Below are 26,558 nucleotides of genomic sequence, written 5' to 3'. Positions count from 1 at the left end.
AAGGGGCGGCAAGCCCGCATCTGCGGATTCACCGGCCCCATGTGGCATCGCTGCCTCAGCGCATATCGGGGGCGAGCGCCTCTTTTGCAAGACGTGCAATGACGTCCTCGACCGAAAGAACGCTCTGCCCTTCTTTGCCAAGTTCGCGCAGGGCCACCGTCCCTTCGTCGGCTTCGCGGCGGCCCACGACCAGCAAATTGGGCACTTTAGCCAGGCTATGCTCGCGTACCTTATAGTTGATCTTCTCATTGCGCAGGTCGGTTTCGGCCCGAATGCCGGCCGCGCGGAGCTGCTCCACGACCGTTTGGGCATAGCCATCGGCGTCCGATACGATCGTCGCAACGACTGCCTGAACTGGCGCCAGCCAGAGCGGAAATTTACCCGCATAATGTTCGATCAATATGCCGATGAAGCGCTCATAGGAGCCGAAAATCGCGCGGTGGAGCATCACCGGCCGGTGCCGCTCGCCATCCTCGGCCACATAGGATGCGTCGAGTCGCTCGGGCAGCACTCGGTCCGACTGGATCGTGCCGACCTGCCAAGTCCGCCCGATTGCGTCGGTCAGATGCCATTCGAGCTTGGGCGCATAGAAGGCGCCTTCGCCCGGCAACTCCTCCCAGCCATATTCAGGCGTGTTGAGCCCCGCCGCCGCGACGGCGTTGCGCAACTCTTCCTCGGCCTTGTCCCACATCTCGTCGCTGCCGAAGCGCTTGTCCGGGCGCAACGCCAGCTTGATCGAATAGGTAAAGCCGAAATCCTTGTAGATCCGATCGGCCAGCGCACAGAAGGCGCGCACTTCCTCGACGATCTGATCCTCACGGCAGAAGATGTGCGCATCGTCCTGCGTAAACTGGCGCACCCGCATCAGTCCGTGGAGCGCGCCATGCGGTTCGTTGCGATGACAGCAACCATTTTCATAGAAGCGCAGCGGCAGGTCGCGATAGCTCTTGATCCCCTGCTTGAAGATCAGGATGTGCGCCGGGCAGTTCATGGGCTTCAGCGCCATCCAGTCGGCATCGTCCGACACCAGCGGCCCTTCATCCTCGACATTGGGAACCTCGTCGGGGATCACGAACATATTCTCGCGATATTTGCCCCAATGGCCGGACTGCTCCCATTGGCGCGCGTCCATCACCTGCGGCGTTTTGACCTCGCGATAGCCTGCATCGTCGATGGCGCGGCGCATATAGGCTTCGAGTTCGCGCCAGATCAGATAGCCCTTGGGGTGCCAGAAGACCGACCCATGCGCTTCCTGCTGGAGGTGGAACAGGTCCATTTCCGCGCCCAGCTTACGATGGTCGCGCTTGCCCGCTTCCTCCAGCTTGTGGAGATGCGCCTCGAGCTGCTTCTTGTTGAGCCAGCCAGTGCCATAGACGCGGCTCAACATCGCATTCTTCTGATCGCCGCGCCAATACGCGCCCGACACGCGCGTCAGCTTGAACGCCGCCGGATCAAGCTTCCCCGTGGAGGCGAGATGCGGCCCCCGGCACATGTCGAGCCAGTCCCCGCCCGACCAGTAAACCGTCAACTCCTCGCCTTCGGGAAGTTCTGCGGCCCATTCGGCCTTGAACGTCTCGCCGTCGGCCCGCCAGCGGGCGATCAGGTCCTCGCGCTTCCACACCTCGCGGCGCAGCGCCTTGTCGGCGGCGATGATCTCGCGCATCTTCGCCTCGATCGCGGGCAGATCCTCCTCGGTGAATGGCCGGTCCTTGGGTGCAAAATCATAGTAGAAGCCATCGTCCGTCGAAGGGCCAAAGGTGATCTGCGTGCCCGGAAACAGCGCCTGCACCGCCTCTGCCAATATATGCGCGAAGTCATGCCGCGCCAGCTCCAGCGCGTCGGCCTCGTCCCGCGACGTCACCAGCGCCAGCTGGGCGTCATTTTCCAGCGGCCGCATGATGTCACGCAACTCTCCATCGACGCGCGCGGCGATGGCCGCCTTGGCCAGACCCGGCCCGATCGCCGCTGCAATGTCCGCCGGGGTAGTGCCGGGCGCGACTTCGCGCACGGAACCGTCGGGCAGGGTGATCTTGAGCATGGCGGACAAGGGTCGGGTCTTTCTGTGAGTGGATGAAGCGGCGCAAAATGCCGCGCTTTCCCCATAAATGGGCGGCCCGGCCTGTCAATAGAAGCACTCTTGCCAAGCGCAGCCCGTACAAGCATAATTCATGTGTTGATATAACATTCAATAGGAGGGGTTCATGGCTTTAAGCTTGGCGCAATCCGACACGGCCCAAATGGAACATCCGATGGGCGAGATGAACACGACGCCGCTGATCGATGTGATGCTGGTGCTGCTGATCATGTTCATCTTGACCATCCCGATCCAGACGCACAGCGTCGGTGTTGATCTTCCGCAAGGGCGGATAGAACGCTCTGTCGATATGAACCTCATCAAGAACAAGGTCAGCATTGATGCCGACGGCCTGATCCGTTGGAACGGGGCGGCGATTGACCGGATCACGCTCCGCCAATATCTCGCCGCGTCCCTGCGGATGCCGGTCGAGCCTGAGTTGCAGTTCGAACCGGACGCCGCCGCCCGCTACGTCGCGGTGGATGAAGTGCTCCGGACATCCGTCGCGCCGGGGTGAAGAAACTCGGCTTCATCGGCAATGAGCGTTACGCTCAATTCTGACGCAAGCGGTCCGTCAGCATGATCCCCCTTGACCCGCCGTCCGGCTCATAGTCTTCTCCCGTCGGGGACTACAGGGGGGATCCATGGATCAGGAACGCTTTTACGGCGACAGCTTCGCCTTTGAAGGAAGCTGGCGTGAATATGCGCCAATCGCTTTCACTAATCTTCTGCTGACGATCGTCACGCTGGGCATCTATCGCTTCTGGGCGACGACGCGGACGCGGTGCTATCTTTGGGCGAACACGCGCTTCATCGACGACCGGCTCGAATGGACCGGGACGGGCAAGGAATTGTTCCTTGGCTTCCTGATGGTGGTCGCGATGGTCGGCGTGCCCTTCCTGATTCTTCAATTCAGTGCGCAGGCGTTGATCCTCCAGGGGCATGGCGGCGTGGCGGCCATTCTGACGCTGGCCGCTTTTGGCGGGATATTCTATATGGTCGGTGTCGCCCGATTCCGCGCGCTGCGTTACCGGCTGAGCCGAACCTGGTGGCACGGCATCCGTGGCGGCAGCGACGATCAGGGCTTTGGCTACGGCGTCTCCTATATGTGGAAGAGCGCTGTGGGCAGCCTTGCCCTCGGCCTGCTCATTCCCTGGTCGATGATGTCGTTGTGGAACGAGCGCTGGAACAAGATGAGCTTCGGCCCGCACCTGTTCGAGGCGGCGGGGGATCACGGCCCGGCCTTCAAGCGGTTCCTGCTCTTCTATCTGTTTCCGATCGCCCTTGTAGTGGTCGGCGGCATTATCGCTACCATGGCCATCCCGTTCGGTGACATGCAGAATGCTGGAGGCGCGGCAGTCGCTGGCATCCTGGCGATCATCGGCTTGGTGTTTGCCTTATATCTGGGCATGGGCCTCATCGCGCTCGCCTTCTACGCCAAATTCTTCCGCCAGGCGGTCGAGGGACTGTCGCTTGCTGGCCTCAATTTCCAATTCTGCGCTCGCACCAAGGATTGGCTGCTGCTGTTCCTTGGCGACATTGCCCTCGTCACTTGCACGCTCGGCGTCGGATCGATCTTCCTGCAATATCGTCACTGGAAATTCTTCGTCGCCCATATGGGAGCGACCGGCGAGATCTATACGGACGAACTCACCCAGTCGCAGACGAAGACAAGCCGCCATGGTGAGGGCCTTCTCGACGCGCTCGACGTGGGCGCCTTCTGACGCCGATGTCGGATTTCCGGCTCTGGCATTATGACGGTGTCACCGCGGTCCGGCGAAGCGTGCTGCTTCGCCAGGCTGCGGACGGCTTCGTGCTTGAAGAGCCGGAAAGTGGGTGGGCTGGCGCGCCTGCGGCTTGGTCCGATCTCACTGTCATCGGCGTCGAAAGCGGGCGCTCCGCCTATGGACACAGCGCCATTCCCGGCTGGCGTATGGGCTTTGCCGGGGAAGCCCCTGACGGCATTGCCGCCCATCTGCCCAAGGGGGCACGCTATGGTGGATGGATCGACCGTCTCGGATTCTGGCCAGCGGCGGCATTGTTCACCATAGCGGCGGTGCTGGTGGTCTGGGGCGCAGCCGAAGCGCCAGGAATCGTTGCACCGTTTATCCCGCGCAGCTGGGAAAACCGCATGGGCGATGCGATGGTGGGCGACTTCGGCGGCCGCTTCTGCCACACGCCTGCCGGGGACGCCGCGCTTCGCACATTGGTCGCGCAGGTCGATCCGCAGCATGAAGCGCGCGAGATCGCGCTCGCCAACATCCCGATGGTGAATGCCGTCACTTTGCCGGGCGGCCGCGTGATCCTGTTCGACGGGCTCATCCAGCAGGCCGGGTCGCCTGACGAGGTCGCTGGCGTTCTGGGCCATGAACTCGGCCATGTCCGCCACCGTGACACGATGACGGGCCTCATCCGCCAACTCGGCCTCAGTGTCGTCCTGGGCGGAGCAGGCGGCAATGCGGGCGGCTATCTCAACGGCGTACTGGCCATGAGCTACGGCCGCGAGGCCGAAACTGCAGCTGACGAGGTCGCCATTCAGCAAATGCGCAGCGCGAACATCTCCCCCGCGGGCACGGCCGCTTTCTTCGAGCGGATCGGCGGTAAGGAGGCAGGGACAGGCGCAAGGGCGATGACTTGGTTCTCCTCCCACCCGCTTTCCGCCGACCGCCGCCGCCGCTTCGCCGCAGCGATGCAGCCAGGCACGCGCTATCGTTCCGCGCTCGACCCGGCGCAATGGCAGGCGCTCCGCAGTTCCTGTGCCAAAGACCCGAAAGTCGCGAAATTCTGGGGCAAGCCCTTCTGATCAGGCGAAGATCAGGCGGGCCTCCTTGCCCGTTTCCTGCAGGAAGGCAATGGGTCCGCTCACTGCGATATCGTCCGGCAAGTCCTGCGCGCCAATGCCGTGCAGCGCCATCCCGCTCTGACAGGCGAGAAGTGCGACGCCCAATCCCGACGCCTCTGCAATCAATTGCCTTAGCGTCGGCAACCCGGCCTCGCCATGCGCCGCATCCCTCGGCGCTTCAAAAGTGGGTGCGAGCAGGGCTACCGCGTCAAGTTGCAGGAAGATGCTGGCCCGCCCGCCCAACGCCGCCTGCGCGCTTGCCAGCACGAGCGCGCCACGCAGCCGCTCGGCATCGGCGGTCGCAACGATAATTCTCAGTTCGCGCATAGCTCTGCGGCGCACGCGCTGCAGCCTGGGTCCTTGGCGACTGAAACGGTCCGGAAGCGCATTGCCAGCAGGTCTGCCAGCAGCAACTTGCCCGCCATATCCGCGCCAAAAGGCACCAGCGCGCGGATCACCTCCAGCGCGGCCAAACTCCCCATGACGCCAGTCAGCGCGCCGATCACGCCCGTCTCTGCGCAGTTGCGCTCCGGTGCATCCTGCGGGTCGCCCACCAGGCAACGATAACAGGGTTGGCCGCTCTCCCACCCCCGGTAGGTGGCGAGTTGGCCCTCGAACGATCCCACGGCCGCCGACACCAGCGGGATACGCAGCCTTTGCGCGCAATCCGCCACAGCCAGCCGCGTCGCGAAACTGTCGCATCCGTCCAGCACCACATCGGCGTCACGCAGCATCAGCGCGGCATTGTCCGCATCGATTCGCGCGTTGATCGGGATGAGCTTCACATCGGGATTAAGCCGTGCGACCGCCGCCATGGCGCTTTCCGCTTTCGCCGCGCCGATGTCGTCCGTGCCGAACAGCACCTGCCGTTGCAGGTTGGACAGCGCGACATGATCATCATCGATGACGCGGATCGTGCCCACGCCCGCCGCCGCCAAATAGAGAATCGCCGGGCTGCCGATCCCGCCCGCGCCGATCACCGCGACATCCGCCGACAACAGCCGCGCCTGCCCTGCGCCGCCGATCTCCTTGAGGACGATATGGCGCGCATAGCGTTCCAGTTGCTCGTCGGAGAGCGTCAGCGGGGCAGGGGTCATGATGACGTCACTCCGGTCGATCCGAAACCACCGGAACCCCGCACCGTCTCGTCCAGTTCCTCAACCTCGGCAAAGCGGGCCATCTGCACCGGCGCCGCCACCAGCTGGGCGATCCGGTCGCCGCGCGCGATGACGAAGGGCTCCGATCCCAGATTGATCAGGATGACCTTCAACTCCCCCCGATAATCGGCATCGATCGTGCCGGGCGTGTTGGGAAGACTGATGCCATGCTTCAGCGCCAAGCCGGAGCGCGGCCGGACCTGCACCTCATAACCTTCGGGAATCGCCATGGCGAAGCCAGTCGCCACGGCATGCCGTCCGCCCGGCACGATGATCACATCTTCCGCCGACACCACGTCCATCCCCGCCGCATGGGCCGTCGCATAGATGGGAACAGGCAGCCCCGCGCCATGAGGCAGGCGCTTCAGGCGAATTTCAATGGGTGAGAGGTGGAAGGGCATTGGCGACCTTTTCGATGATACGGGTGGCGACGTCGTCCTTGGGCAGATGCTCCCAGCTTTCGACGCCCTGCGCGGTGACGATATGCACGCTGTTGCTGTCGCCGCCCATCACGTCTCCCGAAACGTCATTGGCGACGATCCAGTCGGCCCCCTTGCGCGCCAGCTTCGCCTGCGCATGTTCGGCGACCTTCTCCGTCTCGGCAGCGAAACCGATCAGCAGGGAAGGGCGCTGTCCATGCTTGCCCAGCGTAGCGAGAATGTCTGGATTTTCGATTAGTGTCAGCGGCGCAGGCTTGCCAGAGCCATCCTTCTTGAGCTTCTGGCCCGACGCGTCCGCTGTGCGCCAGTCGGCAACCGCCGCGACCATGATCGCCGCATCGGCGGGCAGCGCCTTTTCAACGGCGGTCAGCATCTCCCGCGCGCTTTCCACATCGATCCGGTCCGCCCCGGCAGGTGTCGGCAAATGCACCGGCCCCGCCACCAGCGTAACACGCGCCCCTGCCTTTACAGCGGCAGCTGCGATGGCGAAGCCCTGCTTCCCCGACGATCGGTTGGCGATATAGCGCACCGGATCAATCGGCTCATGCGTCGGCCCAGCGGTCACGAGGATGTGACGTCCTTTCAGGGGCCGTTCCACTGTCTCGAAATCAGGCTGCCCCGCCAGGGGATCGTTCGAGCCCGGCCGTGCAAGCAGCCGCTCTACCTCGGCCGCAATCGCTTCCGGCTCAGGCAGTCGGCCTTTGCCATATTCGCCGCAAGCCATCTCGCCGTCGTCCGGCTCCATCACCTGCACCCCATCGGCCCGCAGCTGCTTCAGGTTCCGCTGTGTCGCCGGATGATGCCACATGCGCACATTCATCGCGGGCACCGCCAGCACCGGCTTGTCGGTCGCCAGCAGCAGCGTGGTCGCCAGATCATCGGCAATGCCGTTCGCCATCTTCGCCAGGATGTTCGCCGTCGCGGGCGCTACTACCACCAAGTCCGCCTGGCGGCTCAGCTGGATATGCCCGATCTCGCGCTCTTCCTTAAGGTCGAACATGTCGCCATAGACATGGTCTTCGGTCAGCACGCCAAAAGCGAGCGGCGTCACGAACTTGCCCGCACTCTCGGTCAGCACCGCGCGCACCGCGATGCCGCGCTTTTTCAGCAGTCGCACTAGTTCCAGCGACTTATAGGCCGCGATGCCGCCGGAGACGATGAGGAGGATGCGAGACTGAGTCATAGCTGCAGATGTAGCAGCGCCGTAACGACCGCTCCAGCCACCGCAGCAACACCCGCGACAGCGGCATAGCGCCACCCGCCGCCGATGCGGATCAGCCTGACTTCGCTCAGCGGCGGCGGCGGCGGCGCGCCACCCTTCTCGGGGAAGGCTTCCTCCATCCGGCGCACCAGACCCGGGAGCCTTTGCAGCGTCCGCCAATTCTCGATCAACGCATCGGCCGCCTTGGCCTCCGGGCCCAGTTCCGCGCGCAGCCATTCCCGCACATAGGGGCCGCTTGTCTCCCACAGGTTGATGTCGGGGTCGAGCGCCGTCGCGACGCCCTCCACCATCACCATCGTCTTCTGCAGCAGCAACAGGTGCGGCTGGGTCTGCATGTCGAAGTCGCGCGTGATGGCGAATAGCCCGTCCAGCATCCCGCCCACCGACAGTTCGCGTACCGGCTTTCCGCGCATCGGCTCGCCAACCGCGCGCAGCGCCGTCGCGAACTCCTCGACATTATGATGGCCCGGCACATATTGCGCCTCGAAATGGATCTCGGCCACGCGCTTGTAATTGCCGGTGATCAGACCGTAGAGAATCTCCGCCAGCCACATCCGCGCGCGCCGGTCGATCCGGCCCATGATGCCGAAATCGATTGCGACGATGTCGCCATTGGCGGTGACGAACAGATTGCCCTGATGCATGTCGGCATGGAAGAAGCCCTCGGCAATCGCCTGCCGCAGGAAGGCGTTGACCAGCCGGGCGGCCAGGTCCTTGACGTCGTGGCCCGCCGCGATCAGCGCCTCCCGGTCGGAGATCTTGATCCCGTCGATCCATTCCATCGTCATGACCTTGCCGGTCGTGCGATCCCAATCGATGGCGGGGACGCGATAACCCGGCATCGCCTCCATCGCTTCGCTCAGTTCCGATGCGGAGGCGGCTTCACGCCGCAAGTCCAGCTCGCGAGCGGTCCAGCGCTTCATGTTGGCGATAACCAGCCGGGGCCGCAGCCGCGACGCCTCGCCGCCCAGCATCTCCATATGGGCTGCCGCCCACTCATAGGTCTGGATATCGCGATTAAACTGATCGGTAACGCCCGGCCGGATCACCTTCACCGCCACGTCGCGGCCGTCCTGGGTGATGGCGCGATGCACCTGCGCGATCGAAGCCGCGCCGACCGGCACTTCATCGAAATCGCGGTACATGCTTTCCAACGGCCGCCCGAAACTCTGCTCGATCTGTGCTCGCACTGTGGCGAACGGCACTGGCGGCAGCGCATCCTGCAGACGCAGCAGGTCGTCCGCCGCCTGCTCGCCAACCAGATCGGGCCGGGTGGCCAGCGTCTGCCCCAGCTTTATCGCCGCCGGGCCGATCGCCTGAAACGCATCGGCATAGCGCGGCTGCTTGGGCACCCGCGCGCCCACCCGCGCCAGCCGCACCAGCCGCCGCACCGGCGTCGGCGTCAGCGGATCGCGCTCTATCCCCCGCAACGCCCCATGCCGCGCCAAGGTCCGGCCCCATTTCAGTAGCCGCCAGATATGCGTCAGATGAGAAGGCATCCTAGTTTAGCCCCTCCCCTTCAAGGGAGGGATTGGGGAGGTGACCCGTTGCCTTGAAAGGACTGGGCTTCGTACTGGCCTGCGCCGCCATCAAATCTTCCACCCCGAATGGATCGCCACCAATCCGCCCAGGATCGGCTCGATCTTCGTGTGGACGAACCCGGCCTCCCGGATCATCCGCTCAAACTCGGGCATCGGCGGAAAGCGGCGGATCGATTCGATGAGGTAACGATAGCTGTCCTCGTCATCCGCCAACAGCTTGCCGAGCTTGGGCACCAGCCGATGCGAATAGACATCATATACATCGGAAAAGCCCGGCCAGGTGGTGGTCGAAAATTCCAGGCAGAAAAAGCGCCCGCCGAACTTCAGCACCCGGTGGGCCTCACGCAGCGCCTTGTCGATATGCGTCACATTGCGGATGCCGAAGGCGATCGTATAGGCATCGAAGCTGCGGTCTTTGAACGTCAGCTCTTCCGCATTCTGTTCCGACCAGATCAGCCCTTCGAGCCCCTTCTTCTTGGCCCGCTCGACACCGACGGCCAGCATTTCCGGGTTGATGTCCGACACCGTGACCCGCGCACCATGCTTAGCCAAGCGGAAGGCGATATCGCCCGTGCCGCCCGCCATGTCCAGGATCGCTTCATCCTTGCGCGGCTTCACACGCCCGATGAACTGGTCCTTCCAAAGCCGGTGTGCGCCCACGGACATGGCGTCGTTCATCAGGTCATATTTGGACGCGACATTGGAAAAGACGGCCCGCACCATCCCCTGCTTTTCAGAAGCATCCACATCGCGATAGCCGAAAGAAGCAGTGTCGTTCATGGCCGAGCCTCCTAGAGCATTTGCATGTCCCGAGGAAACACCCCAGATCAGCGAAAATGTTCAGGCACTTCTCCCAGCCGCTCATTTTGAGCGCAGTCGAGAAACGGCCGATCATATGTATTTCTCCAAGGATGATCTGAATGCCCGAACTGCCGGAAGTCGAAACCACCGTCGCAGGCCTGCGCTCGGTTTTGGAGGGCGCCGTCCTTACCCGCGTCGAGCCGCGCCGCTCCGACCTGCGTTTCCCGATCCCGGTGGACCTGCGGCAGCGGTTGACCGGCGCGACCGTCACCTCGCTCTCCCGCCGTGCCAAATATGGACTTATCGAAACGGATCGCGGCGATACGCTCATCTTTCACCTGGGCATGTCGGGGCGCTGGCGGATCGATCCGGCGGAGATCGGCGCGCATGACCATCTGCTGCTGGAGACAGGGGCGGGTCGGCTGCTCTCCTTGAATGATCCCCGGCGCTTCGGTTCGCTTGATCTGGTGCGCAGCGATGCCTGGCAAACCTATGCACCGTTCACGCGCATGGGGCCGGAACCTTTGGGACCCGGTTTCTCCGCCGCCTATCTCGCGCAAGCGCTGAAGGGGAAGGCGACGTCCATCAAGGCCGCGCTGCTCGACCAGCGCATAGTCGCGGGGTTGGGCAATATCTACGTCTGCGAGGCGCTCAACATGGCCGGGATTTCCCCGATGCGCGAAGCAGGGCGGATCAGCCGCGCCCGCCTCGCACTGCTGGCCGATGCGATTCGCGACGTGTTAACGGCCGCCATTGCTGCGGGGGGCTCAACTCTGCGTGATTATGCCCGGCCGGACGGGGAGCTAGGTTATTTCTCCAAACAGTGGCGCGTCTATGGCCGGGAGGGTGAAAGCTGCACCTGTGGCGGGCTGATCCGGCGTCGCGTGGATGGGGGGCGGTCCACCTTTTACTGCCCAAAATGCCAGAAATAGCGCGTCCCCAACCGTTGACGATGCGGCTTATCCCCTGTAAGGGGCGCACCTTCACAGGGGCTGGTGGGCGATTCCTACCGGCTCTTTTCACGAGATTTGACGAGACCGAGGACTTTAAATGGCCAATACGCCGCAAGCCAAGAAGCGCATCCGCCGCAACGAACGCCGTGCCGAAATCAACGGCGCCCGCATCAGCCGGATCCGCACCCTGGTGAAGAAGGTCGAAGCTGCTCTCGCCGCTGGCGACAAGGCGGCTGCGGCTGCGGCGCTGCAGACGGTCCAGCCGGAACTGGCGCGCGGCGTGGCCCGCGGCGTCGTGCACAAGAATACTGCGGCCCGCAAGTTCGGCCGCCTGACGAAGCGCGTCAGCGCGCTCGCCTGAGCCGCACCACTCGATCGTCGAACAGGTTGAAAGCCCGTCCCGCACTGCGGGGCGGGTTTTTTCATGATTCCGTCACGCGGCCGTAACGGAGACTCGCGGATTTCCGCGATTCTCTCATGATTCGGGGAAAAGCCGTCGGGACCGTATATTTGCTAAATAATTGAAATTATTGATAAAAATACCAATCCATCCGTTTTTCCCGGTTTTCCGAGTCAACGCCTTTATTTCACATTTTTGACCCGGCCCGCCCTTGATCCGGCGGAGATTGCCTGTCTATTTTCAACTCTCTGATCGCCACTCGAATCGAATCTCGGCGATCGTCATTGGGTTGTTCGGCACAGTTGCGTTGGAAAGCACACGCTTTTCAAAACGGTTTCATGTGTCTGATAGCTCCTGTCCGTCAGGGGCACAGTTGATGGGGGTCGACTGTTTATGAAGGGTTTAGCGGCAGTGTCAGGAAATTCGAGCGCTCAGGCTTCGCATGATCATGCGCGCCTCGAATCCGCCTGGGACGCCATCCGTACGGGGCTCCGCCGGGATATCGGTCCGCGCATGTTCGACCAGTGGCTAAAGGCTGGCCAACTGGGCGACTATTGCCCGGAATCCCAGACGCTGGATCTGCTGTTCGCGTCCGACTTCACCGCCAATTTCGTGTCCGGCCATTTCGGCGACCGGCTGCGCATGGCTTGGCGTTGTGCAGGTGTCGGCGTGCGGGAGGTGCGGCTGCGCCGTGCGCCCAATGCAGTCGGTCCGCGCCTGCTCGAAGCCGCTCCGGCGCAGGACGCTACCCCGGCGCTCGGCTCCGTCCCGGCCGAAGCCGTCGCCGCCTGCAATTTCCAGCCGCGCCACAGCTTCGCCGATTTCGTTACGGGCGATTCCAACCATCTCGCCTTTTCGGCGGCGCAGGCCGTCGCTGGCGAAGCTCAGCCGCGTTTCAGCCCGCTCTTCATCCATGGCAGCACCGGGCAGGGCAAGACGCACCTGCTGCACGCCATCGCCCAGCATTTCTCCATCCATTCGCCGAGCGCGCCGGTACTCTACATGTCGGCCGAGCGGTTCATGATGGAATTTGTGAACGCCATGCGCGCGAATGAAACCATGCTGTTCAAGGCGCGCCTGCGTGCTGCGCGGCTGCTGCTGATCGATGATATCCAGTTCATCGCTGGCAAGGGATCGACGCAGGAAGAATTTCTCCACACGATCAACGACCTCATCGATTCGGGCGCTCGCATCGTCGTCACGGCCGACCGTGCGCCGCAGATGCTTGATTCGATCGACGCCCGCATCCTCTCGCGCCTTGCGGGGGGGCTGGTGGCGGACATTCGCCCGGCCGACCTCGACCTACGCCTCGCCATCCTGGAGGCCAAGCGGGCCATCGCGGGCGATCCGCCCGTGCCTGACGCGGTTGTGGATTTCCTCGCCCGTTCGATCCGCTCGAACATCCGCGAGTTGGAGGGCGCATTCAACAAGCTGATCGCCTATGGCCAATTGACCGGCCGCTCGGTCGATCTCGAATTTGCACAGAGCATGCTGGCCGACGCCGTCCGCGCCAACGCCCGCCGCATCACCGTGGACGAAATTCAGAAGGTCTGCGCCGCACATTATAAGATCGACGCGTCCGAGATGCGCTCGAAGCGCCGCGCCCGCGCCGTCGCTCGTCCGCGTCAGGTCGCCATGTATCTCGCCAAGAAGATGACGCCGCGTTCGCTTCCCGAAATCGGCCGCATCTTCGGCGGCCGTGATCACAGCACGGTCATTCACGCCGTTCGCACGATAGAGGAATTGCGCCAGACCAACGCGGATATCGACGCGGACATTCGCGCGCTGCTGCGTCAGTTGGAAAACTGACGCTGACAAGAGGGTGGCGACGGGGTTAGGGTGAGAGCCATGATCCGCTCCGCCGCCCTGCTGCTCGCCGCTCTCCTGTCCCTCTCACCCGCTGCCGCGCAGCCCGCGCCGGCGCCTCCACCAGCCGACGTACGCGTCGCGCTCGATACCGGCGCGGGGCGCATCGTCATCGCGGTCCATGCGGACAAGGCGCCCATCACCGCACGCAATTTCCTGCGCTATGTCGATCAGAAGAGGTTTGACGGCACCAGCTTCTATCGCGGCGTCGGCTCGCCCGATTATGGTTTCGTCCAAGGCGGCACGCAAAATGCTCCGGCGCGCGTCCTGCCGCCCATCGCGCATGAGCCGACCACGCAAACCGGCCTCACCCATGATGACGGCGCACTCTCCATGGCCCGCTACGCGCCGGGGAGCGCGACAGGCGACTTCTTCATCGTGCTGGGCAAGATGCCCGGCATGGACGCCCATCCCGAAGCCGCTGGCGATAATCAGGGCTTTGCCGTCTTCGCCCATGTGGTGGACGGGATGGACGCCGTCCGCGCGATCCTCGTCGCGCCCAAATCGGCCACGGCGGGCGAGGGCGTAATGAAGGGCCAGATGCTCGACCAACCCGTCACGATACTGACTGCTCGCCGGCTTCCCTGACTCCGCAAAAGAAAAGCCCGGCGATCACAGACCGCCGGGCCAATCGGGCATGGCTGGGAGCCGCCCCGTTTCGATCCATTCAGCCTTTTCGCTCAGGCGGCAGGGTGATTTTCACATTCTCGCCATTCTGCCCCGGAAAGCCCGTGAACATGGCGTCGATCAAATTGGGCACCAGATAAGTCAGCCTGTTTGACAGCGACTGCGCGCTCGCCTTGCCTTCAAACAGCCGCCGGTTATCCGCCGCCCGGTCGATCTTCATGCTAAGATCGCTGGTATAGACGGTATAGCTGCTGACATCGCTATATCCTGGGCCGAACAGCCAGGGATCATAAAAGCCATACCCCCATGGACGGCCCCAACGCCCGCGCCAGCCCCAACCGCCGTAGAAGAATGGATCGGGCGGACCGAAGCCGGTCGATCGCACCTTCTCCCGTCCATTATCGACATGATAGGCGACGCGGACGATCAGGTCGGCTCGCGCCGGATCGCTCGCAGGCACATAGCCCGTCTGCGACAAGCGTTGGCCGACGAGGCCCGCATATTGCGAAAATTCAAGACCGCCTGCCAGGCGCGGATCGTCGGCTACGATGATGAAGCTCTGCCCGGCGGGGGCGGGTAGCTGCTGGAAGCGGGCCACGTCCGCCTTGAACGACGTCGCGCAGCCAGACAGGGCCACCAGCGCCAGAGCGGGCGCCGCAGCCAGTCCGATCTTCTTGAAAAGAGTCATTGTTCTGCGTCCTGTAGGCGGTAAGCCTGTTACAACCTTGCGCTCTGGCGTAGCAGAACGCAACTGAACATCATTTGAACGCTCGCACAGGGCGCGCGGGCGCAAATCATGTCCGGCCATCCTTCAAGACGGCGCGGCCATCATCTTCCCGTCACTACCGGCAGTCATGCTTCAGCGCATCAGGCCCATTGCGTCATAGGCGGCGCGCAGCGTCGGTTCGGCCGCAGCCGACGCTTTGGCGGCTCCCTTTTTCAGGATCGCATCCAACGCGGCATCGTCGGTGCGCAGTTCCAGGAAGCGGGTGCGGATCGGCCGAAGCGTCTCCACCAGCAACTCGCCCAGCGCAGGCTTGAACGCGCCAAAGCCCTTGCCAGCAAATTCTGCGCACACTGCGTCGGCGCTCATCCCGGCCAGCGTCGCATAGATGCCGACAAGGTTGTTCGCCTCCGACCGCCCCACAAGGCCCTCTGCGCGCTCAGGCAGCGGTTCGGGATCGGTCTTCGCCTTCCTCACCTTCTGCATGATCGCGTCGTCATCGTCGGTCAGGTTGATGCGGCTCATGTCGCTGGGATCGGACTTGGACATTTTCGCCGTGCCATCGCGAAAGGACATGATGCGCGCCGACTCCTTGGGGATGATCGGATCGGGCAGGGTGAACAACTCCACCCCAAAGTCGGTGTTGAACTTGGTGGCGATGTCGCGCGCCAGTTCCAGATGCTGCTTCTGGTCCTCGCCCACGGGCACATGGGTGGCGTTATAGACGAGGATGTCGGCTGCCTGCAGGACGGGATAGACGAACAGTCCGATCGATGCGCCCTCGCGGTTCTTGCCCGCCTTGTCCTTGAATTGGGTCATGCGGTTGAGCCAGCCGATCCGCGCGGTGCCGTTCAGCAACCAGCACAGCTCTGCATGGGCCGGAACACGGGCCTGGTTGAACAGCACCGACCGATCCGGATCGATCCCGGCCGCGACCAGAGCCGCCGCCATGTCGCGCACATTGCGGATGCGCTGCTCGCGCCCTTCATGCGCGGTGATCGAATGCATGTCCGCCAGGAAGAAGAAGCACTGGCTGCTCGCGTCCATCTCATCCTGCATCCGCACCCAGTTGCGGATCGCGCCCAGATAATTGCCCAGGTGTAGATTGCCGGTCGGCTGGATGCCGGAAAGGACGCGCATTCTTCTATCCGTTCTTCGATGTTGCGGTTGATCCCCGACGGCGCATCAGCGCCTTGAGGTCGGACACCCGATAAGCGCCCGTAAGGAAACAGGCCACCCCGTAAAGGGCGATCCCCGCGCCGACAAGCATGGCGAGAGCTATGTAACGCTGGACCATCGCGCCGCCGAGCCACGGCTCTAACAAGCTTTCCCCCGCCAGCAGCGCGCCGCCCATCACCAGCGCCGCCAGCGCGAGGCGGGGTAGCCGCCGGCGTAGCTGAGCATCGGCCGTGAAATGGCCGCGCTTCACCAGTGTTGCATAAAGCATCGCGACGTTGACGGTGGAGGACAGCGCGGTGGCCAGCGGCGGCGCGACATGCCCCAGTCCCACGCGGGCCATCAGCGGGATCAGTGCGATATTGCCGATGATGTTGATAAGGATCGAAAGCATCGCATAACGAACGGGCGTTTTCGTGTCGCCGCGCGCATAATAGCCGGGCGTCAGCACCTTCACGAGGACATAGGATGGCAGGCCGATTGAAAAGGCCGACAGCGCCCAGCCGCACCGGCGCGCATCCTCGACCGTGAAACGCCCATATTGGAACAGGCCCCGCACGATCGGCTCAGCCACGGTGATGAAGGCGATGGTTGCGGGTAAGGTGAGGAACAGCGCCAGCTCGATCCCCCGATTTTGCGTTTCCATCGCCACGGCGTCCTGCCCGGTCGATAGCAGGCGCGAGATCGTCGGCAACAATATGGTGCCCAGGCCAATGCCAATCAGCCCCAGCGGCAGCTGGTTCAACCGGTCGGCATAATAAATATAGGTGATCGATCCCGACGCCAGCAGCCACCCCGACAGGGCGGTCGAGATCAGCAAGTTGATCTGCGACGCGCCAGCGCCCGCTGCTGCGGGCACGATCAGGCGCAACAGCTCGCGTACGTCGGCGTCCAGGCGTGGCCGCTTCAATTTCATCGACACGCCCGCGCGGCGGCAGGCCCATATCAGCCAGAGCAATTGCAGCGCGCCGCCGACGGTCACCGAAATAGCCTGGACCCGCGCGGTTTCATATTCATCCGCGCCATGGAACAGCCACAGCCCGGCAATCATCGCCAGGTTGAGCAGGATCGGCGCGGCCGCATTGACCCAGAATTTGTCGAGTGAGTTCAATATGCCGCCCAGCAGCGAGGCAAGGCTGATCAACGCCAGATAGGGCAGTGTGATGCGAGACAGCAGCACCGCGAACGCGAATTGTTCAGGTGTCGGGTTCTGCCGCGAAAATCCGCCCGACAACAGCCAGGTGATGGGCCAGGCCGCGGCGACCAGCACGACGGTGAAAAGGATCAGGACTGGCAGCAGCACGGCCAGCGCGCGCTCGGCGAAATGATAGCCTTCCGCAACACCTCCCGGTCCGGCGGCCTTGCGATTGAACATCGGGATGAAGGCGGCGGAAAAGGCGCCCTCTGCAAAGAGAGCGCGGAACATGTTGGGCAGACGGAAGGCCACGCCATTGAAGGCGTCCGACGCGAAACCCGCGCCGACATAGCGAGCGGCCAGCGAATCCCGCACCAGCGCCAGCACGCGGCTGGCAAGCGTCAGCCCGCCGACCGAGCCAAGCGCTTTGACGAGTTTCACTATGCCATACCCCGCTCGTCCTGAGTAACCACTGAGCAACGTCGAAGTGGCGTATCGAAGGACAGGTATAAATATGCTTCGATACGGGGCTTCAACACACTCAGTCCCTACTCAGCACGAACGGTGATGCGCGCGCTCAGGCGTGGCCGGCCGGCTCACCCGCCGTCTGTGCAATGGCCTGCGCCTGCTGTTCGTAAAGAGCGCCAAAATCGATCGGGTCCAGCAGCAGCGGCGGGAAGCCGCCGTCGCGGATCGCGTCCGCCAGCACGCGGCGGGCGAAAGGGAAGATGAGGCGCGGCGCTTCGGCCAGCATGAAGGGCTGAAGCTGTTCGTCGGGCACGTTGCGCATGCCGAAGATCGCGGCATAGAGCAGTTCGACGGCAAAGGCGGTGCCTTGCGGTGCGGTCGCCTTCACTTCGATCTTCAGCGAAACCTCGACCACTTCTTCGCCGACCTTGTCGGCGCCGATGTTGAACTGGACGTCGATCTGCGGCTGGTCCGGCCACTGATAGACGGTCGGAGCGTTCGGGTTTTCGAACGACAGGTCTTTCACATATTGGCTGATCAGCGCGATTTGCGGACTCGTGTCCGCGCCGTTGCCCACGTTGGCGGTCTGGATGCTATCGGCTTCGTCGGCCATTTGTGTTCCCTGATTTTCCCTGTTGATCCGCAGGCGACGCGCCCGGGACAATGGCCCGTGCGCTTAGCAGGGGCGGCGGGGCAGGGCAATGGCGGCTGCCAAAGCGGCCATTTGAATTTGGGGGAAACATGCCTATGTTGGTTGCGTTGTCATTCTAGATCTAGACCAAAGGGTGCCTGGCCCCGTGTATGTAATTGTCATCCTCGCCCTCATCGCCGGTTTTCTGGCGCTGCGGCTCTATTCCGTCCTCGGTAAGCGGACGGGGCATGAGCAGGAGCCTGCGCTGCGTCCGGCCGAGGAGCGGGCTAAAGTGACTGTGCTTCAGCCGCGTCCGATGACCGACCTTCCCGGTGATTCGGTTCGCCTTGCCGATGGCCTGATCGCTTCGGGTGGCGAATTGGGCGTGCGCGCGCTGATCGCCGCTGACCGCAACTTCGACGTGCCGCAATTCGTCGAAGGCGCGAAGGCTGCGTACAAAATGGTGCTCGAAGCCTTCTGGCGCGGCGACCGTTCGGAACTGGAATGGCTCTGCGACGCCGATGTACTGGCGTCCTTCGAAGAATCGATCGCGCAGCGTGAAGCGGCTGGCCATGTCCTCGACAATCGCCTGGTCCGCATCGAAAAGGCGCAGATCGTCGATGCGAGCGTCAACGGCCGGATCGCCGAAGTGTCGCTGCGGTTCGAAGCCGACATCGCCGCCGTCACCCGCGACCATGATGGCAATGTCGTTGCCGGGTCGCTGACCGACGCGGTCGGCACAAACGACATCTGGACCTTCACGCGTGACCTGCGCAGCACTGATCCCAACTGGAAGCTCAGCGAAACCGACGAGGCTGCATGAGCCTGCGTAAGTCGGGCGCGCCGCTACTCGCGGCGCTGCTGCTATCGGCGTGCGCGGGCGGTGTGATTCCTCCTGGCGCAACGGGGCCTGCTCCCGCGCGTCCGTCACGCGGTGGTGAGACGGCGGCCCGCCCGCGTCCCGCCACGCCGCGCCCGGCGTTGCCGGTGACCCCGCCTCCGGTTCCAGTCACCGATACCGGAACGGCGCTTGCCACAGGGGTCACTCGGGGTCCTGAAATTGCCAGCCTGATCCCCGCCGGAGAACGCGCCCGAAAGGCATTAGAGGCTTTCCGCATCTCTTGTCCCTCGCTGATGCGCCGCACCGACCAGAGCGGGCTCACTCGAGGATCGGATTGGAACAGCGCCTGCGCCGCCGCGTCCAGTTGGCCTGACGCGAACGCCAATGAATTCTTCTCGCGCAATTTCGAAGCCGTGCAGGTGGGGCCGGGAACAGCCTTCGTCACCGGCTATTATGAACCGGAAATAGCGGGATCGCGTACGCGCCAGCCCGGTTACCAGATCCCGATATACCGCCGCCCGCCCGACCTGATCGATGTCAATCTCGGCCTGTTCAGCGATAGCCTGAAAGGCAAGACGATTCGCGGCAAGGTGCAGGGAAGCAACTTCGTCCCCTTCGATGATCGGGCGCAGATCGTCACCGGCTCATTGGCGGGCCGGGGCCTGGAGATCGCCTGGGCTGCGGACCCCGTGGAATTCTTCTTCCTGCAAGTACAGGGCAGCGGTCGCCTTCTGCTTCCCGATGGCGGCGTCATGCGGATCGGCTATGACGGGCAAAATGGCCGGGATTATACCGGCATAGGCAAGCTGATGAAGGATCGCGGGCTGATCCAGGCGGGCTCGATGCAGGACATCATGGCCTGGCTGCGCGCCAACCCTGAGGAGGGCGCGCAGATCATGAACGAGAATAAGAGCTTCGTCTTTTTTCGGGAGCTGACCGGCGCGGGGCCGCTCGGTGCGCTGGGCGTGCCCGTGACGGCGGAGGCGACGGTGGCCGCAGATCCCAAATATGTGCCGCTCGGGGCTCCCGTCCTGCTCTCGCTTGATCGCGCAGAACCCAATGGCCTGTGGATCGCGCAGGATACCGGCGGCGCGATCAAGGGCGCCAACCGCTTCGACAGCTTCTGGGGCGCCGGAGACCGCGCCCGGTCGGTCGCCGGCGGCATGTCCGCACGCGGAAGCGCGCTCATCCTGCTGCCGATAGGTTCGGCGGCTCGCCTTTCGCGCCAGTGAGCGTCTCTGGCCATGGCCCGGCGGCATCTTTCGTCTGAGGAACAGGCGCTCTGGAGCGCGCTTACCCGGTCTGTTTGGCCCCTGCGGCCCGGTTCGCGCCCCATCGACGCGCCGCCCGCGCTCGCAGTGTCTGCGCCCCCAGGGTTAACACCCGCCCCGTTGCGTCCCACTGTCCCGAGCCCCTCCCGCGCTCCGGCCGCCACGCTCGATTCCACTTGGGAACGCCGAATCCGTAGCGGCACGTTGGTCCCGGACATGGCGATCGACCTACACGGCCACAGCCTTTCCGCCGCCCATGCCAGATTAAACCAGGCCCTCGCCACGGCCCTGTCCCGCGATCTCCGAATCCTGCTGATCGTGACGGGCAAACCGCCCAAAGCCAGCGGATTCGGCCGCGACGCACGCCGTGGCGCGATCCGCGCAGAGATCGGCCATTGGCTCGAAACCAGTGCCTATGCCGACCGCATCGCTAGCGTCCGCCTCGCCCATCCGCGCCATGGCGGAGAAGGCGCGCTCTACGTCATATTGCGCCGCAAAAAATAGGATCGCCCGGCGCAGGCACTGACCTTTTCTTAACCAGCGTCCTTCATACCCTGCTGATCCGTGGCTCATCGTCGAGCCGCGCTCTGGGGCGGGAGGCACATGCAAGGCGTGACATTGAAAAGCCGCGCCACCGCCTTCGCCTGCGCCGCGGGGGCGCTGGTGTTCACCCTGTCCCTCGTTCTGGGACAGGATCAGGCGACCGACATTGTCGGCATCGGCCGCTCGCTGATCATCGCAATATTATGCGGCACGATGAGCTGGGCGTCCGCGCGCCAGACCGTCGCCACCACCGCCGACGCCATCGATACCGCGACGGAAAGGCTGGTCGCGGCCGCCCACGGCGATTTGCAATCGCCCGTCGCCCCTGAAATCGCGGCGGAGCTTCCCGACCTGTCCGTGGCCATGACCAGCCTGTTCAGCCAGGTACGCACCAATCTCGACCATGTGCAGGCGCTCGCCCTTTTCGATCAGGTGACTGGCCTCGCCAACCGAACCAGTTTCTGCCGTCAGGTCGAACGGCTGCTCGCCGAGCGGGAGGGCGATCACGCCGCAGCACTCTTCTTCATCGACCTTGATGGCTTCAAAGGCGTCAACGACACGCTCGGCCATGCCGCGGGCGATCAACTGCTCGCCCGCGTCGCCGGCCGGCTGCGCGAAGTCGTCATGGCGCAGGTCAGCGCTGGCCTGAGCGATGCCGTGCTTGGCCGCCTCGCGGGCGATGAATTCACCATGTTCTTCCCTGACCTCCATGGCCGGGAGGCCGCCAGCCGCATCGCCCGCGCCATTCAGTTCGCACTCAGCGAGCGGTTCGATCTTGGCAGCCAGCATATTGAACTCGGCGCTTCGATCGGCATCGCCTGCTACCCCGATCATGGCGACACCCTCTCCGCGCTGCTGCGTTCGGCCGACATCGCCATGTACCACGCCAAGCACGAAGGCCGTAACCGCGCGGAGATGTTCACCGCCGAACTGGCGCTGGAGGCTGCCGACCGGGCCGAACTGGAGCGCGACCTGCTGCTCGCCCTGCAACGCGACGAATTCATCCTGGAGTTCCAGCCGCAGGTCGAAGCGATCAGCGGCCGCGTCGTCACCGCCGAAGCCCTCATCCGCTGGGCGCATCCGGAACGTGACCTCGTCATGCCCGGCTTCTTCGTACCGGTGGCGGAGGAAAGCGGCGCGATCGTCGCGCTGGGCGACTGGGTGATGAGCCGCGTCTGCGAAACCGCCGCGCGCTGGGCGAAGGCGGACATAGGGCAGCGCATCGCCGTCAACATCTCGTCGCGCGAATTGTCGCAGGCGGACTTCTTCCTGCGCCTGCGCCACGCCATGGCCGCGCACCAGACGCCTCCGCATATGCTGGAGCTGGAAATCTCCGAATCACTGGCGATGGAAATGGATCAGCGGGTCCTGGGTCAGCTATGGGCGCTGCGTCAGGAAGGCGTGCGGATCGCCATCGACGATTTCGGCACCGGCTATTCCAACCTCTCGCGCCTTAAGGAACTGCCGATCGATCGCGTCAAGATCGACCGCAGCCTGGTGCGCGACATCGCCATTTCGGCCGAGGCGCGGACGATCTGCAGCGCCGTCGTCGGCCTGATCCAGGGCCTCGGCATGGAAGTGGTGGTGGAAGGCGTCGAATCCGAAGCGCAGATGGACATGCTGCGCGTGATCGGCTGCACCCTGTTCCAGGGCTATCATTTCGCCCGGCCGACGGGGGAGGAGGATTATCTCGCCCGCTTCGCTGCGCCTAGGATGAGCGATCGCCGGATCGTCTGAACCGCTCGCCCGAAAGCATGACGGCTATCGTCAGCAACCGCCCAAAGCCCGCCGCACGATCAGCGCATAAATCTCCCCCAGCGCCCTAAGGTCCTGCACCGCGACCGCTTCATCCAGCTTATGCATCGTCGCATTGTTCAGCCCGAACTCCACCACAGGGCAAAGCCGGGAGAGGAAGCGCGCGTCGGATGTCCCGCCGGTCGTGGACAGCTCCGCCTCAACCCCGGTCACCTCCCTAATGGCGCTCGCCACAAGGTCGGACAGCGGACCGGGCGCGGTAAGAAAAGGCTCGCCGCTGATCTTCGCCGTCACTACGCCGCCCTCAACCGCCGCGATTGCGCTGATCCGCTCGATCAACTCCGCCCCGCTATGCTGATCGTTGAAGCGGATCGAGATACGCGCCTTTGCTGCCGCTGGAATGACGTTGGTCGCAGGATTTCCGACCTCAAGATCGGTGATCTCGATATTGCTCGGCTGAAACCAGTCATTTCCCTCGTCCAGCACCTCCGCATCGATGGCGGACAGGATTCGGATGAGGGGCGGGATCGGATTGTCGGCAAGGTGCGGATAGGCGACATGCCCCTGCGTGCCATCGACCCTGATCCACATGTTCACCGATCCACGCCGGCCGATCTTGATGACGTCTCCCAGTCGCTGCGATGATGTCGGTTCGCCCACCAGGCACAGGTCGGGGCGCAGGCCATGCGCCGCCATCCGGTCCATCAGGGCCAGCGTGCCGTAAACGGCGGGGCCTTCTTCATCCCCGGTGATGATCAGGCTGATCGTGCCCGCCAAATCTTCCGAAAGGCTACCCAGCGCGCCGACAAAGGCAGCGATGGAGCCCTTCATATCGACCGCGCCCCGGCCGTAAAGCAGGTCGCCACGCAACTCAGGCGTGAACGGGTCGCTGGCCCAGCCCTCGCCCGGCGGCACCACGTCCAGATGCCCGGCGAATGCGAAGTGCGGACCGGCGCCCGTCGTCCGCCAGGCGAGCAGATTTTCGACGGGACCGTCAGGCGCTTCGCCCACGAGGAAGCGATCGACGGTGAAGCCCAGGGGAACCAGCATCGCTTCCAGCACGGCGAAAACTTCGCCCTGCGCCGGCGTGACCGAAGGACAGGCGATCAGCTTCCGTGCTATGTCCACTATGTCGGCATTGGTGCTGGTCATGCTCATGGCGCTGCGTTAGCGAAAGCAGAGCGCCTTTGCCAGCCGGAGGAAAGGTTCATGCCCAAGATCAATCTTGCAGCCATACAGCAGACGAACAGGACCGGTTATCCGGTCCCCTTCGCCGCTGCCGTCTATGGACGCTGGGTACGCAAACTAGGCCCTGACAGCGGACTTGCGGATTTCGGCGTTAGCCATGTCGTGCTGAAACCGGGCGCTGCCTCCTCGCAACGCCACTGGCATGAGGATGAGGATGAATTTGTCGTCGTTCTGAGCGGGCAGGCGGTGCTGGTGGAGGATGATGGGCGCGTCGCGATGCAACCGGGCGACATGGCGGCATTCCCGAAGGGGGAACCGAACGGCCACCATCTCGTCAATGAAAGCGACGGCGATTGCGAATTGCTCGCCTTCGGCCGAGTCCCAACCGGCGACGCGCATTATCCGGACATCGACCTGCGTTGGTCGAGGGGCGGCTATCAGCGCAAGGATGGGAGCGCTTTTTGAGCGGACCGGCGGCGCTCGACAGGCGAATGATGCTGGCTGGCATGGGCGGCGCGCTGATCGCGGCGAAGTCTCCTTCACCGGGGTTGATCAAGCCGCCCCGGCTGCGCCCCGGCGACACGGTCGGGCTGATCGAACCGGCGGGCTTCACCGACGACGCCTTCGACCTCGATCTGGTCAAGGAAACCATCGCCGCCATGGGGTTGAAGCCCAAGCCCGCCGCGCATCTGACGGAGCGCTATGGTTATTTCGCGGGCAAGGACGCCGATCGCGCGGCAGATGTAAACGCGATGTTCGCCGACAGGGAGGTGCGCGCCGTATTCGCCGTGCGCGGCGGTTGGGGCTGCGCCCGCATCCTGCCCCATCTGGATTTCGCTACGATTCGCGCCAATCCGAAGCTGCTGGTGGGGTTCAGCGACATCACCGCCCTCCACCTCGCTTTCGCGGCGCGCGCTGGTTTTGCCACCTTCCATGGTCCGAATGCCGCGAGCAGCTGGCCGCAGTTCAGCTGGGACGCCTTCCGCGCCATCGCCTTCGATGGGGCGACCCCGACGCTCACGAACCCGCCGGGGAAGGAAGACCGGCTAGTCCCGCTGGGCGGCCGCATTCGCACCTTTCGCGGCGGCCGTGCGAGCGGACGGCTGCTGGGCGGTAACCTTGCGGTGTTGGCTGCACTCATGGGAACGCCCTGGCTCCCCGAGTTCAGCGGCGCGATCCTGTTCCTTGAGGATGTGGACGAAGCGCCCTACCGGATTGACCGTATGCTGACCCAATTGTCGCTTGCCGGGGTGCTGGGCAAGCTCGCGGGCGTGGTCTTTGGTCAATGCACCGGCTGCGGCCCCACCGGACCATCCTATGGCGGCTTTACAGTGTCGGAAGTGTTGCAGCAGCATCTTGCGCCGTTGGGCGTGCCCGCTTTTCAAGGCGCAGCGATCGGCCATGTCGCAAACCAGTTCAGTCTTCCCTTGGGCGTGCGCGCGGAAATCGATGCCGACGCGGGCAGCATCCGCCTGCTGGAGGCAGCGGTAAGCTGAGGACGCCTCAGTCCTTCTCGTCTGACGGCCGAATATAGGCGCCGCGCCCGTCCGGCTGCACCAGTGCGCTATCCTTGATGGTCAGCGTCAGCGTCTGAAAGCCGGGCTCCGGCACATCCTTGGTTTTCTCCGCGGTGAGCAGCACCGCGCCATCCTTCTCCTGCCACCGCCCCTCGGCGAACAGGTCGAGCGCGCCATAAACAAGATACCACTGAAAACGCCCGTCAGGACGCAGCAACAATTCCGACCCCGTCTCCATCACCCCGCGCAGATAATAATGCCCGGCTCGCTGCGCCGTATCGGCCAGCGCAGGCGTGGCGAGGAAAGCGGCCAGCGGGAGGAGGGCGGTCATCATGCGCATAAGCGCAACCTACCCTAACTCGGTCCAAAAGGCAGCAACGCCTCATAAACTTCCAGCGGCGGCTTCCCATCGACGCGCGCGCCCTTCCGCATCAGGAAGGCATGCCGCACAATCTCCGCCTGCTGCTCAAGCCCATAATGCTGGAACGGCCGTCCCGGCACGATCTTGTAACCATAGCGGCAAAAGGGGTGCCGCATCAGCGGCAGATACCATTTCCCGCCCCGCTGCGCTTGCCACACATGCGTCATCTCATGGATGAAATGCCCCTGCAGGTGCAGCGGCTGATCGCAGAAGTCGGCGCAGAACAGCCCGCCCTTCGGAGGGAACCACAGGTGCCCGTCCGGCGCCATGGTCACGCGGTCCGGCTGGAGCGGCCACCATTTGCGATGATGCGCCCGCACCTGCTCATAAGCGATCGCATCGCCGAAGATCGATCGGGCGAGCGCGACCTCCGCCGGGGTGAGGGCGCGGCTGGTCAATGCGCCTTGGGCTCATCCTTGGAGGCAGGGGCAGGGGCAGGGGCGGGGGCGGCAGCGCCGGGCTTTTGGATGACCGCGTCCACCAGCAGGCGGTCGCCATTGGCGAGCAGGAAGGTGAATGTCATCTTGCCCCGGCTGATCGCCGTATCATTGACGCCCCAGATCATCAGATGCTTGCCGCCGGGGGCAAAGGCGACCTTGGTCTTGGCGGGGATGTCCACCGAATCCAGCTTCTGCATCATCATCATGCCGTCATGGTCCATGCTCTCATGCATCTCGACCTTCAGCGCATAGTCGGTCAGCACGCCGCGAAGCTGAGTCGCCGCGTCCCCGCCATGCGCCACGAAATAACCGGCCGAAGGCGTCTCCTTGTTGGGGCTCAGGCGCACCCATGCCTGGTCGATATAGGTCGGAGCGGGATCGCCGCAGGCGGCCAGCGCAAAGGGGGTGGCCAAGGCAATGTAGGGGAGAAGGGCGCGCATCGTTCCACTTTCGTGACTGTCTCGTTTCCGGTCGGTTGTCACGGTAATCGCACGCACTTCTTGTGCCAAGAAAGATCGCGCCTAT

General features: G+C 63.9%; 27 protein-coding genes and 1 pseudogene. 13 read left to right on the top strand and 15 right to left on the bottom strand.

Features of this window, described 5'->3' with window-relative positions; genetic code table 11:
- Positions 1-55: 55 nt before the first annotated feature.
- A complete protein-coding gene (thrS, locus tag EP837_RS05395; RefSeq protein WP_197486330.1) occupies positions 56-2,038 on the bottom strand; it encodes a threonine--tRNA ligase in 1,983 nt (660 codons plus the stop codon).
- Positions 2,039-2,201: 163 nt separating this feature from the next.
- Here thrS and EP837_RS05390 point away from each other — a divergent pair.
- The 3 genes and pseudogenes from EP837_RS05390 to EP837_RS05380 all read left to right on the top strand — a co-directional run bounded on the left by EP837_RS05390 (position 2,202) and on the right by EP837_RS05380 (position 4,877).
- Positions 2,202-2,635, top strand: a pseudogene (locus EP837_RS05390) (ExbD/TolR family protein).
- An 83-nt stretch (positions 2,636-2,718) separates the two neighbouring features.
- Entirely contained in the window at positions 2,719-3,798 is a 1,080-nt protein-coding gene (locus EP837_RS05385) for a YjgN family protein (protein WP_066525177.1), read from the top strand.
- Between the two features lie 5 nt (positions 3,799-3,803).
- Positions 3,804-4,877 (top strand): M48 family metallopeptidase, encoded by a 1,074-nt coding sequence (locus tag EP837_RS05380; RefSeq protein WP_066525174.1) that lies wholly within the window; start codon positions 3,804-3,806, stop codon positions 4,875-4,877.
- Here the strand turns inward: EP837_RS05380 and EP837_RS05375 are convergent, their stop codons facing one another.
- The 6 genes from EP837_RS05375 to EP837_RS05350 form a co-directional block, all read right to left on the bottom strand.
- The gene (locus EP837_RS05375; RefSeq protein WP_066525172.1) at positions 4,878-5,243 is read right to left on the bottom strand and encodes a DsrE family protein; all 366 of its coding nucleotides are present in this window, start codon (positions 5,241-5,243) and stop codon (positions 4,878-4,880) included.
- Complete coding sequence (locus tag EP837_RS05370) at positions 5,231-6,013, bottom strand: HesA/MoeB/ThiF family protein (RefSeq protein ID WP_225870576.1); 783 nt, start codon at positions 6,011-6,013, stop codon at positions 5,231-5,233. Before EP837_RS05370 ends, EP837_RS05375 begins: the two co-directional genes overlap by 13 nt.
- Positions 6,010-6,474: a dUTP diphosphatase gene (gene dut / locus EP837_RS05365; RefSeq protein ID WP_066525167.1), complete on the bottom strand. Its 465-nt coding sequence runs from the start codon at positions 6,472-6,474 to the stop codon at positions 6,010-6,012. Before dut ends, EP837_RS05370 begins: the two co-directional genes overlap by 4 nt.
- Positions 6,449-7,696 carry a bifunctional phosphopantothenoylcysteine decarboxylase/phosphopantothenate--cysteine ligase CoaBC gene (gene coaBC, locus EP837_RS05360; protein ID WP_066525164.1) on the bottom strand — a complete coding sequence of 416 codons (1,248 nt, stop codon included), beginning with the start codon at positions 7,694-7,696 and terminating at the stop codon, positions 6,449-6,451. The genes dut and coaBC overlap by 26 nt, the downstream gene beginning before the upstream one ends.
- A complete protein-coding gene (gene ubiB / locus EP837_RS05355) occupies positions 7,693-9,234 on the bottom strand; it encodes a 2-polyprenylphenol 6-hydroxylase (RefSeq protein WP_066525161.1) in 1,542 nt (513 codons plus the stop codon). The genes coaBC and ubiB overlap by 4 nt, the downstream gene beginning before the upstream one ends.
- A 90-nt stretch (positions 9,235-9,324) precedes the next feature.
- Positions 9,325-10,056 (bottom strand): class I SAM-dependent methyltransferase, encoded by a 732-nt coding sequence (locus EP837_RS05350; RefSeq protein WP_066525158.1) that lies wholly within the window; start codon positions 10,054-10,056, stop codon positions 9,325-9,327.
- Positions 10,057-10,196: 140 nt separating this feature from the next.
- Between EP837_RS05350 and mutM the strand changes: the two genes are divergently transcribed.
- The 4 genes from mutM (at position 10,197) to EP837_RS05330 (ending at position 13,884) form a co-directional block, all read left to right on the top strand.
- Positions 10,197-11,009: a bifunctional DNA-formamidopyrimidine glycosylase/DNA-(apurinic or apyrimidinic site) lyase gene (mutM, locus tag EP837_RS05345; protein WP_066525155.1), complete on the top strand. Its 813-nt coding sequence runs from the start codon at positions 10,197-10,199 to the stop codon at positions 11,007-11,009.
- A gap of 118 nt (positions 11,010-11,127) precedes the next feature.
- Positions 11,128-11,391, top strand: a complete 264-nt coding sequence (gene rpsT, locus EP837_RS05340) for a 30S ribosomal protein S20 (protein WP_066525153.1) — start codon at positions 11,128-11,130, stop codon at positions 11,389-11,391.
- Positions 11,392-11,823: 432 nt separating this feature from the next.
- Positions 11,824-13,239, top strand: a complete 1,416-nt coding sequence (dnaA, locus tag EP837_RS05335) for a chromosomal replication initiator protein DnaA (protein WP_066525152.1) — start codon at positions 11,824-11,826, stop codon at positions 13,237-13,239.
- Positions 13,240-13,278: 39 nt separating this feature from the next.
- On the top strand, positions 13,279-13,884 hold the full coding sequence (locus EP837_RS05330; RefSeq protein WP_066525151.1) for a peptidylprolyl isomerase: 606 nt from the start codon (positions 13,279-13,281) through the stop codon (positions 13,882-13,884).
- Between the two features lie 79 nt (positions 13,885-13,963).
- Here EP837_RS05330 and EP837_RS05325 read toward each other — a convergent pair whose 3' ends face one another.
- From EP837_RS05325 to secB, 4 genes are all read right to left on the bottom strand, one after another.
- On the bottom strand, positions 13,964-14,611 hold the full coding sequence (locus tag EP837_RS05325; RefSeq protein WP_066525148.1) for a DUF4136 domain-containing protein: 648 nt from the start codon (positions 14,609-14,611) through the stop codon (positions 13,964-13,966).
- Between the two features lie 171 nt (positions 14,612-14,782).
- A complete protein-coding gene (gene trpS, locus EP837_RS05320) occupies positions 14,783-15,787 on the bottom strand; it encodes a tryptophan--tRNA ligase (RefSeq protein WP_066525144.1) in 1,005 nt (334 codons plus the stop codon).
- A 4-nt stretch (positions 15,788-15,791) separates the two neighbouring features.
- The gene (gene murJ / locus EP837_RS05315; protein ID WP_066525141.1) at positions 15,792-17,399 is read right to left on the bottom strand and encodes a murein biosynthesis integral membrane protein MurJ; all 1,608 of its coding nucleotides are present in this window, start codon (positions 17,397-17,399) and stop codon (positions 15,792-15,794) included.
- 136 nt (positions 17,400-17,535) lie between these two features.
- Positions 17,536-18,039, bottom strand: a complete 504-nt coding sequence (gene secB, locus EP837_RS05310) for a protein-export chaperone SecB (RefSeq protein ID WP_066525138.1) — start codon at positions 18,037-18,039, stop codon at positions 17,536-17,538.
- A gap of 184 nt (positions 18,040-18,223) precedes the next feature.
- Here secB and EP837_RS05305 point away from each other — a divergent pair, with 184 nt between their 5' ends.
- The 4 genes from EP837_RS05305 (at position 18,224) to EP837_RS05290 (ending at position 22,449) form a co-directional block, all read left to right on the top strand.
- Positions 18,224-18,880 (top strand): Tim44/TimA family putative adaptor protein, encoded by a 657-nt coding sequence (locus tag EP837_RS05305; RefSeq protein ID WP_066525136.1) that lies wholly within the window; start codon positions 18,224-18,226, stop codon positions 18,878-18,880.
- Positions 18,877-20,130 (top strand): murein transglycosylase A, encoded by a 1,254-nt coding sequence (gene mltA / locus EP837_RS05300; protein ID WP_066525134.1) that lies wholly within the window; start codon positions 18,877-18,879, stop codon positions 20,128-20,130. The genes EP837_RS05305 and mltA overlap by 4 nt, the downstream gene beginning before the upstream one ends.
- A gap of 12 nt (positions 20,131-20,142) precedes the next feature.
- Positions 20,143-20,673, top strand: a complete 531-nt coding sequence (locus EP837_RS05295; protein WP_066525131.1) for a Smr/MutS family protein — start codon at positions 20,143-20,145, stop codon at positions 20,671-20,673.
- 99 nt (positions 20,674-20,772) lie between these two features.
- Positions 20,773-22,449 carry a putative bifunctional diguanylate cyclase/phosphodiesterase gene (locus EP837_RS05290; protein WP_066525129.1) on the top strand — a complete coding sequence of 559 codons (1,677 nt, stop codon included), beginning with the start codon at positions 20,773-20,775 and terminating at the stop codon, positions 22,447-22,449.
- 30 nt (positions 22,450-22,479) lie between these two features.
- On the opposite strand, the gene dapE is transcribed toward EP837_RS05290, so the two are convergent.
- Positions 22,480-23,625, bottom strand: coding sequence for a succinyl-diaminopimelate desuccinylase (gene dapE / locus EP837_RS05285; RefSeq protein WP_066525126.1), 1,146 nt, complete (start codon positions 23,623-23,625; stop codon positions 22,480-22,482).
- A 51-nt stretch (positions 23,626-23,676) separates the two neighbouring features.
- Here dapE and EP837_RS05280 point away from each other — a divergent pair, with 51 nt between their 5' ends.
- Positions 23,677-24,120 (top strand): cupin domain-containing protein, encoded by a 444-nt coding sequence (locus tag EP837_RS05280; protein WP_066525123.1) that lies wholly within the window; start codon positions 23,677-23,679, stop codon positions 24,118-24,120.
- Between the two features lie 26 nt (positions 24,121-24,146).
- The gene (locus EP837_RS05275) at positions 24,147-25,151 is read left to right on the top strand and encodes a S66 peptidase family protein (RefSeq protein ID WP_066525117.1); all 1,005 of its coding nucleotides are present in this window, start codon (positions 24,147-24,149) and stop codon (positions 25,149-25,151) included.
- Between the two features lie 7 nt (positions 25,152-25,158).
- Here the strand turns inward: EP837_RS05275 and EP837_RS05270 are convergent, their stop codons facing one another.
- The 3 genes from EP837_RS05270 to EP837_RS05260 are packed head-to-tail and all read right to left on the bottom strand — an operon-like array spanning position 25,159 to position 26,473.
- Positions 25,159-25,512: a hypothetical protein gene (locus EP837_RS05270; RefSeq protein WP_066525114.1), complete on the bottom strand. Its 354-nt coding sequence runs from the start codon at positions 25,510-25,512 to the stop codon at positions 25,159-25,161.
- A gap of 14 nt (positions 25,513-25,526) precedes the next feature.
- Positions 25,527-25,991: a vgr related protein gene (locus tag EP837_RS05265; protein WP_066525106.1), complete on the bottom strand. Its 465-nt coding sequence runs from the start codon at positions 25,989-25,991 to the stop codon at positions 25,527-25,529.
- On the bottom strand, positions 25,988-26,473 hold the full coding sequence (locus EP837_RS05260; protein WP_066525103.1) for a copper chaperone PCu(A)C: 486 nt from the start codon (positions 26,471-26,473) through the stop codon (positions 25,988-25,990). The genes EP837_RS05265 and EP837_RS05260 overlap by 4 nt, the downstream gene beginning before the upstream one ends.
- Positions 26,474-26,558: the final 85 nt, after the last annotated feature.

Source organism: Sphingobium sp. EP60837, from assembly GCF_001658005.1.
In the GTDB taxonomy this organism is placed as follows: Bacteria; Pseudomonadota; Alphaproteobacteria; order Sphingomonadales; family Sphingomonadaceae; genus Sphingobium; species Sphingobium tyrosinilyticum.
The sequence above is the reverse complement of the archived record's forward strand: the minus strand, read 5'-3'. Positions and strand labels throughout refer to the sequence as shown.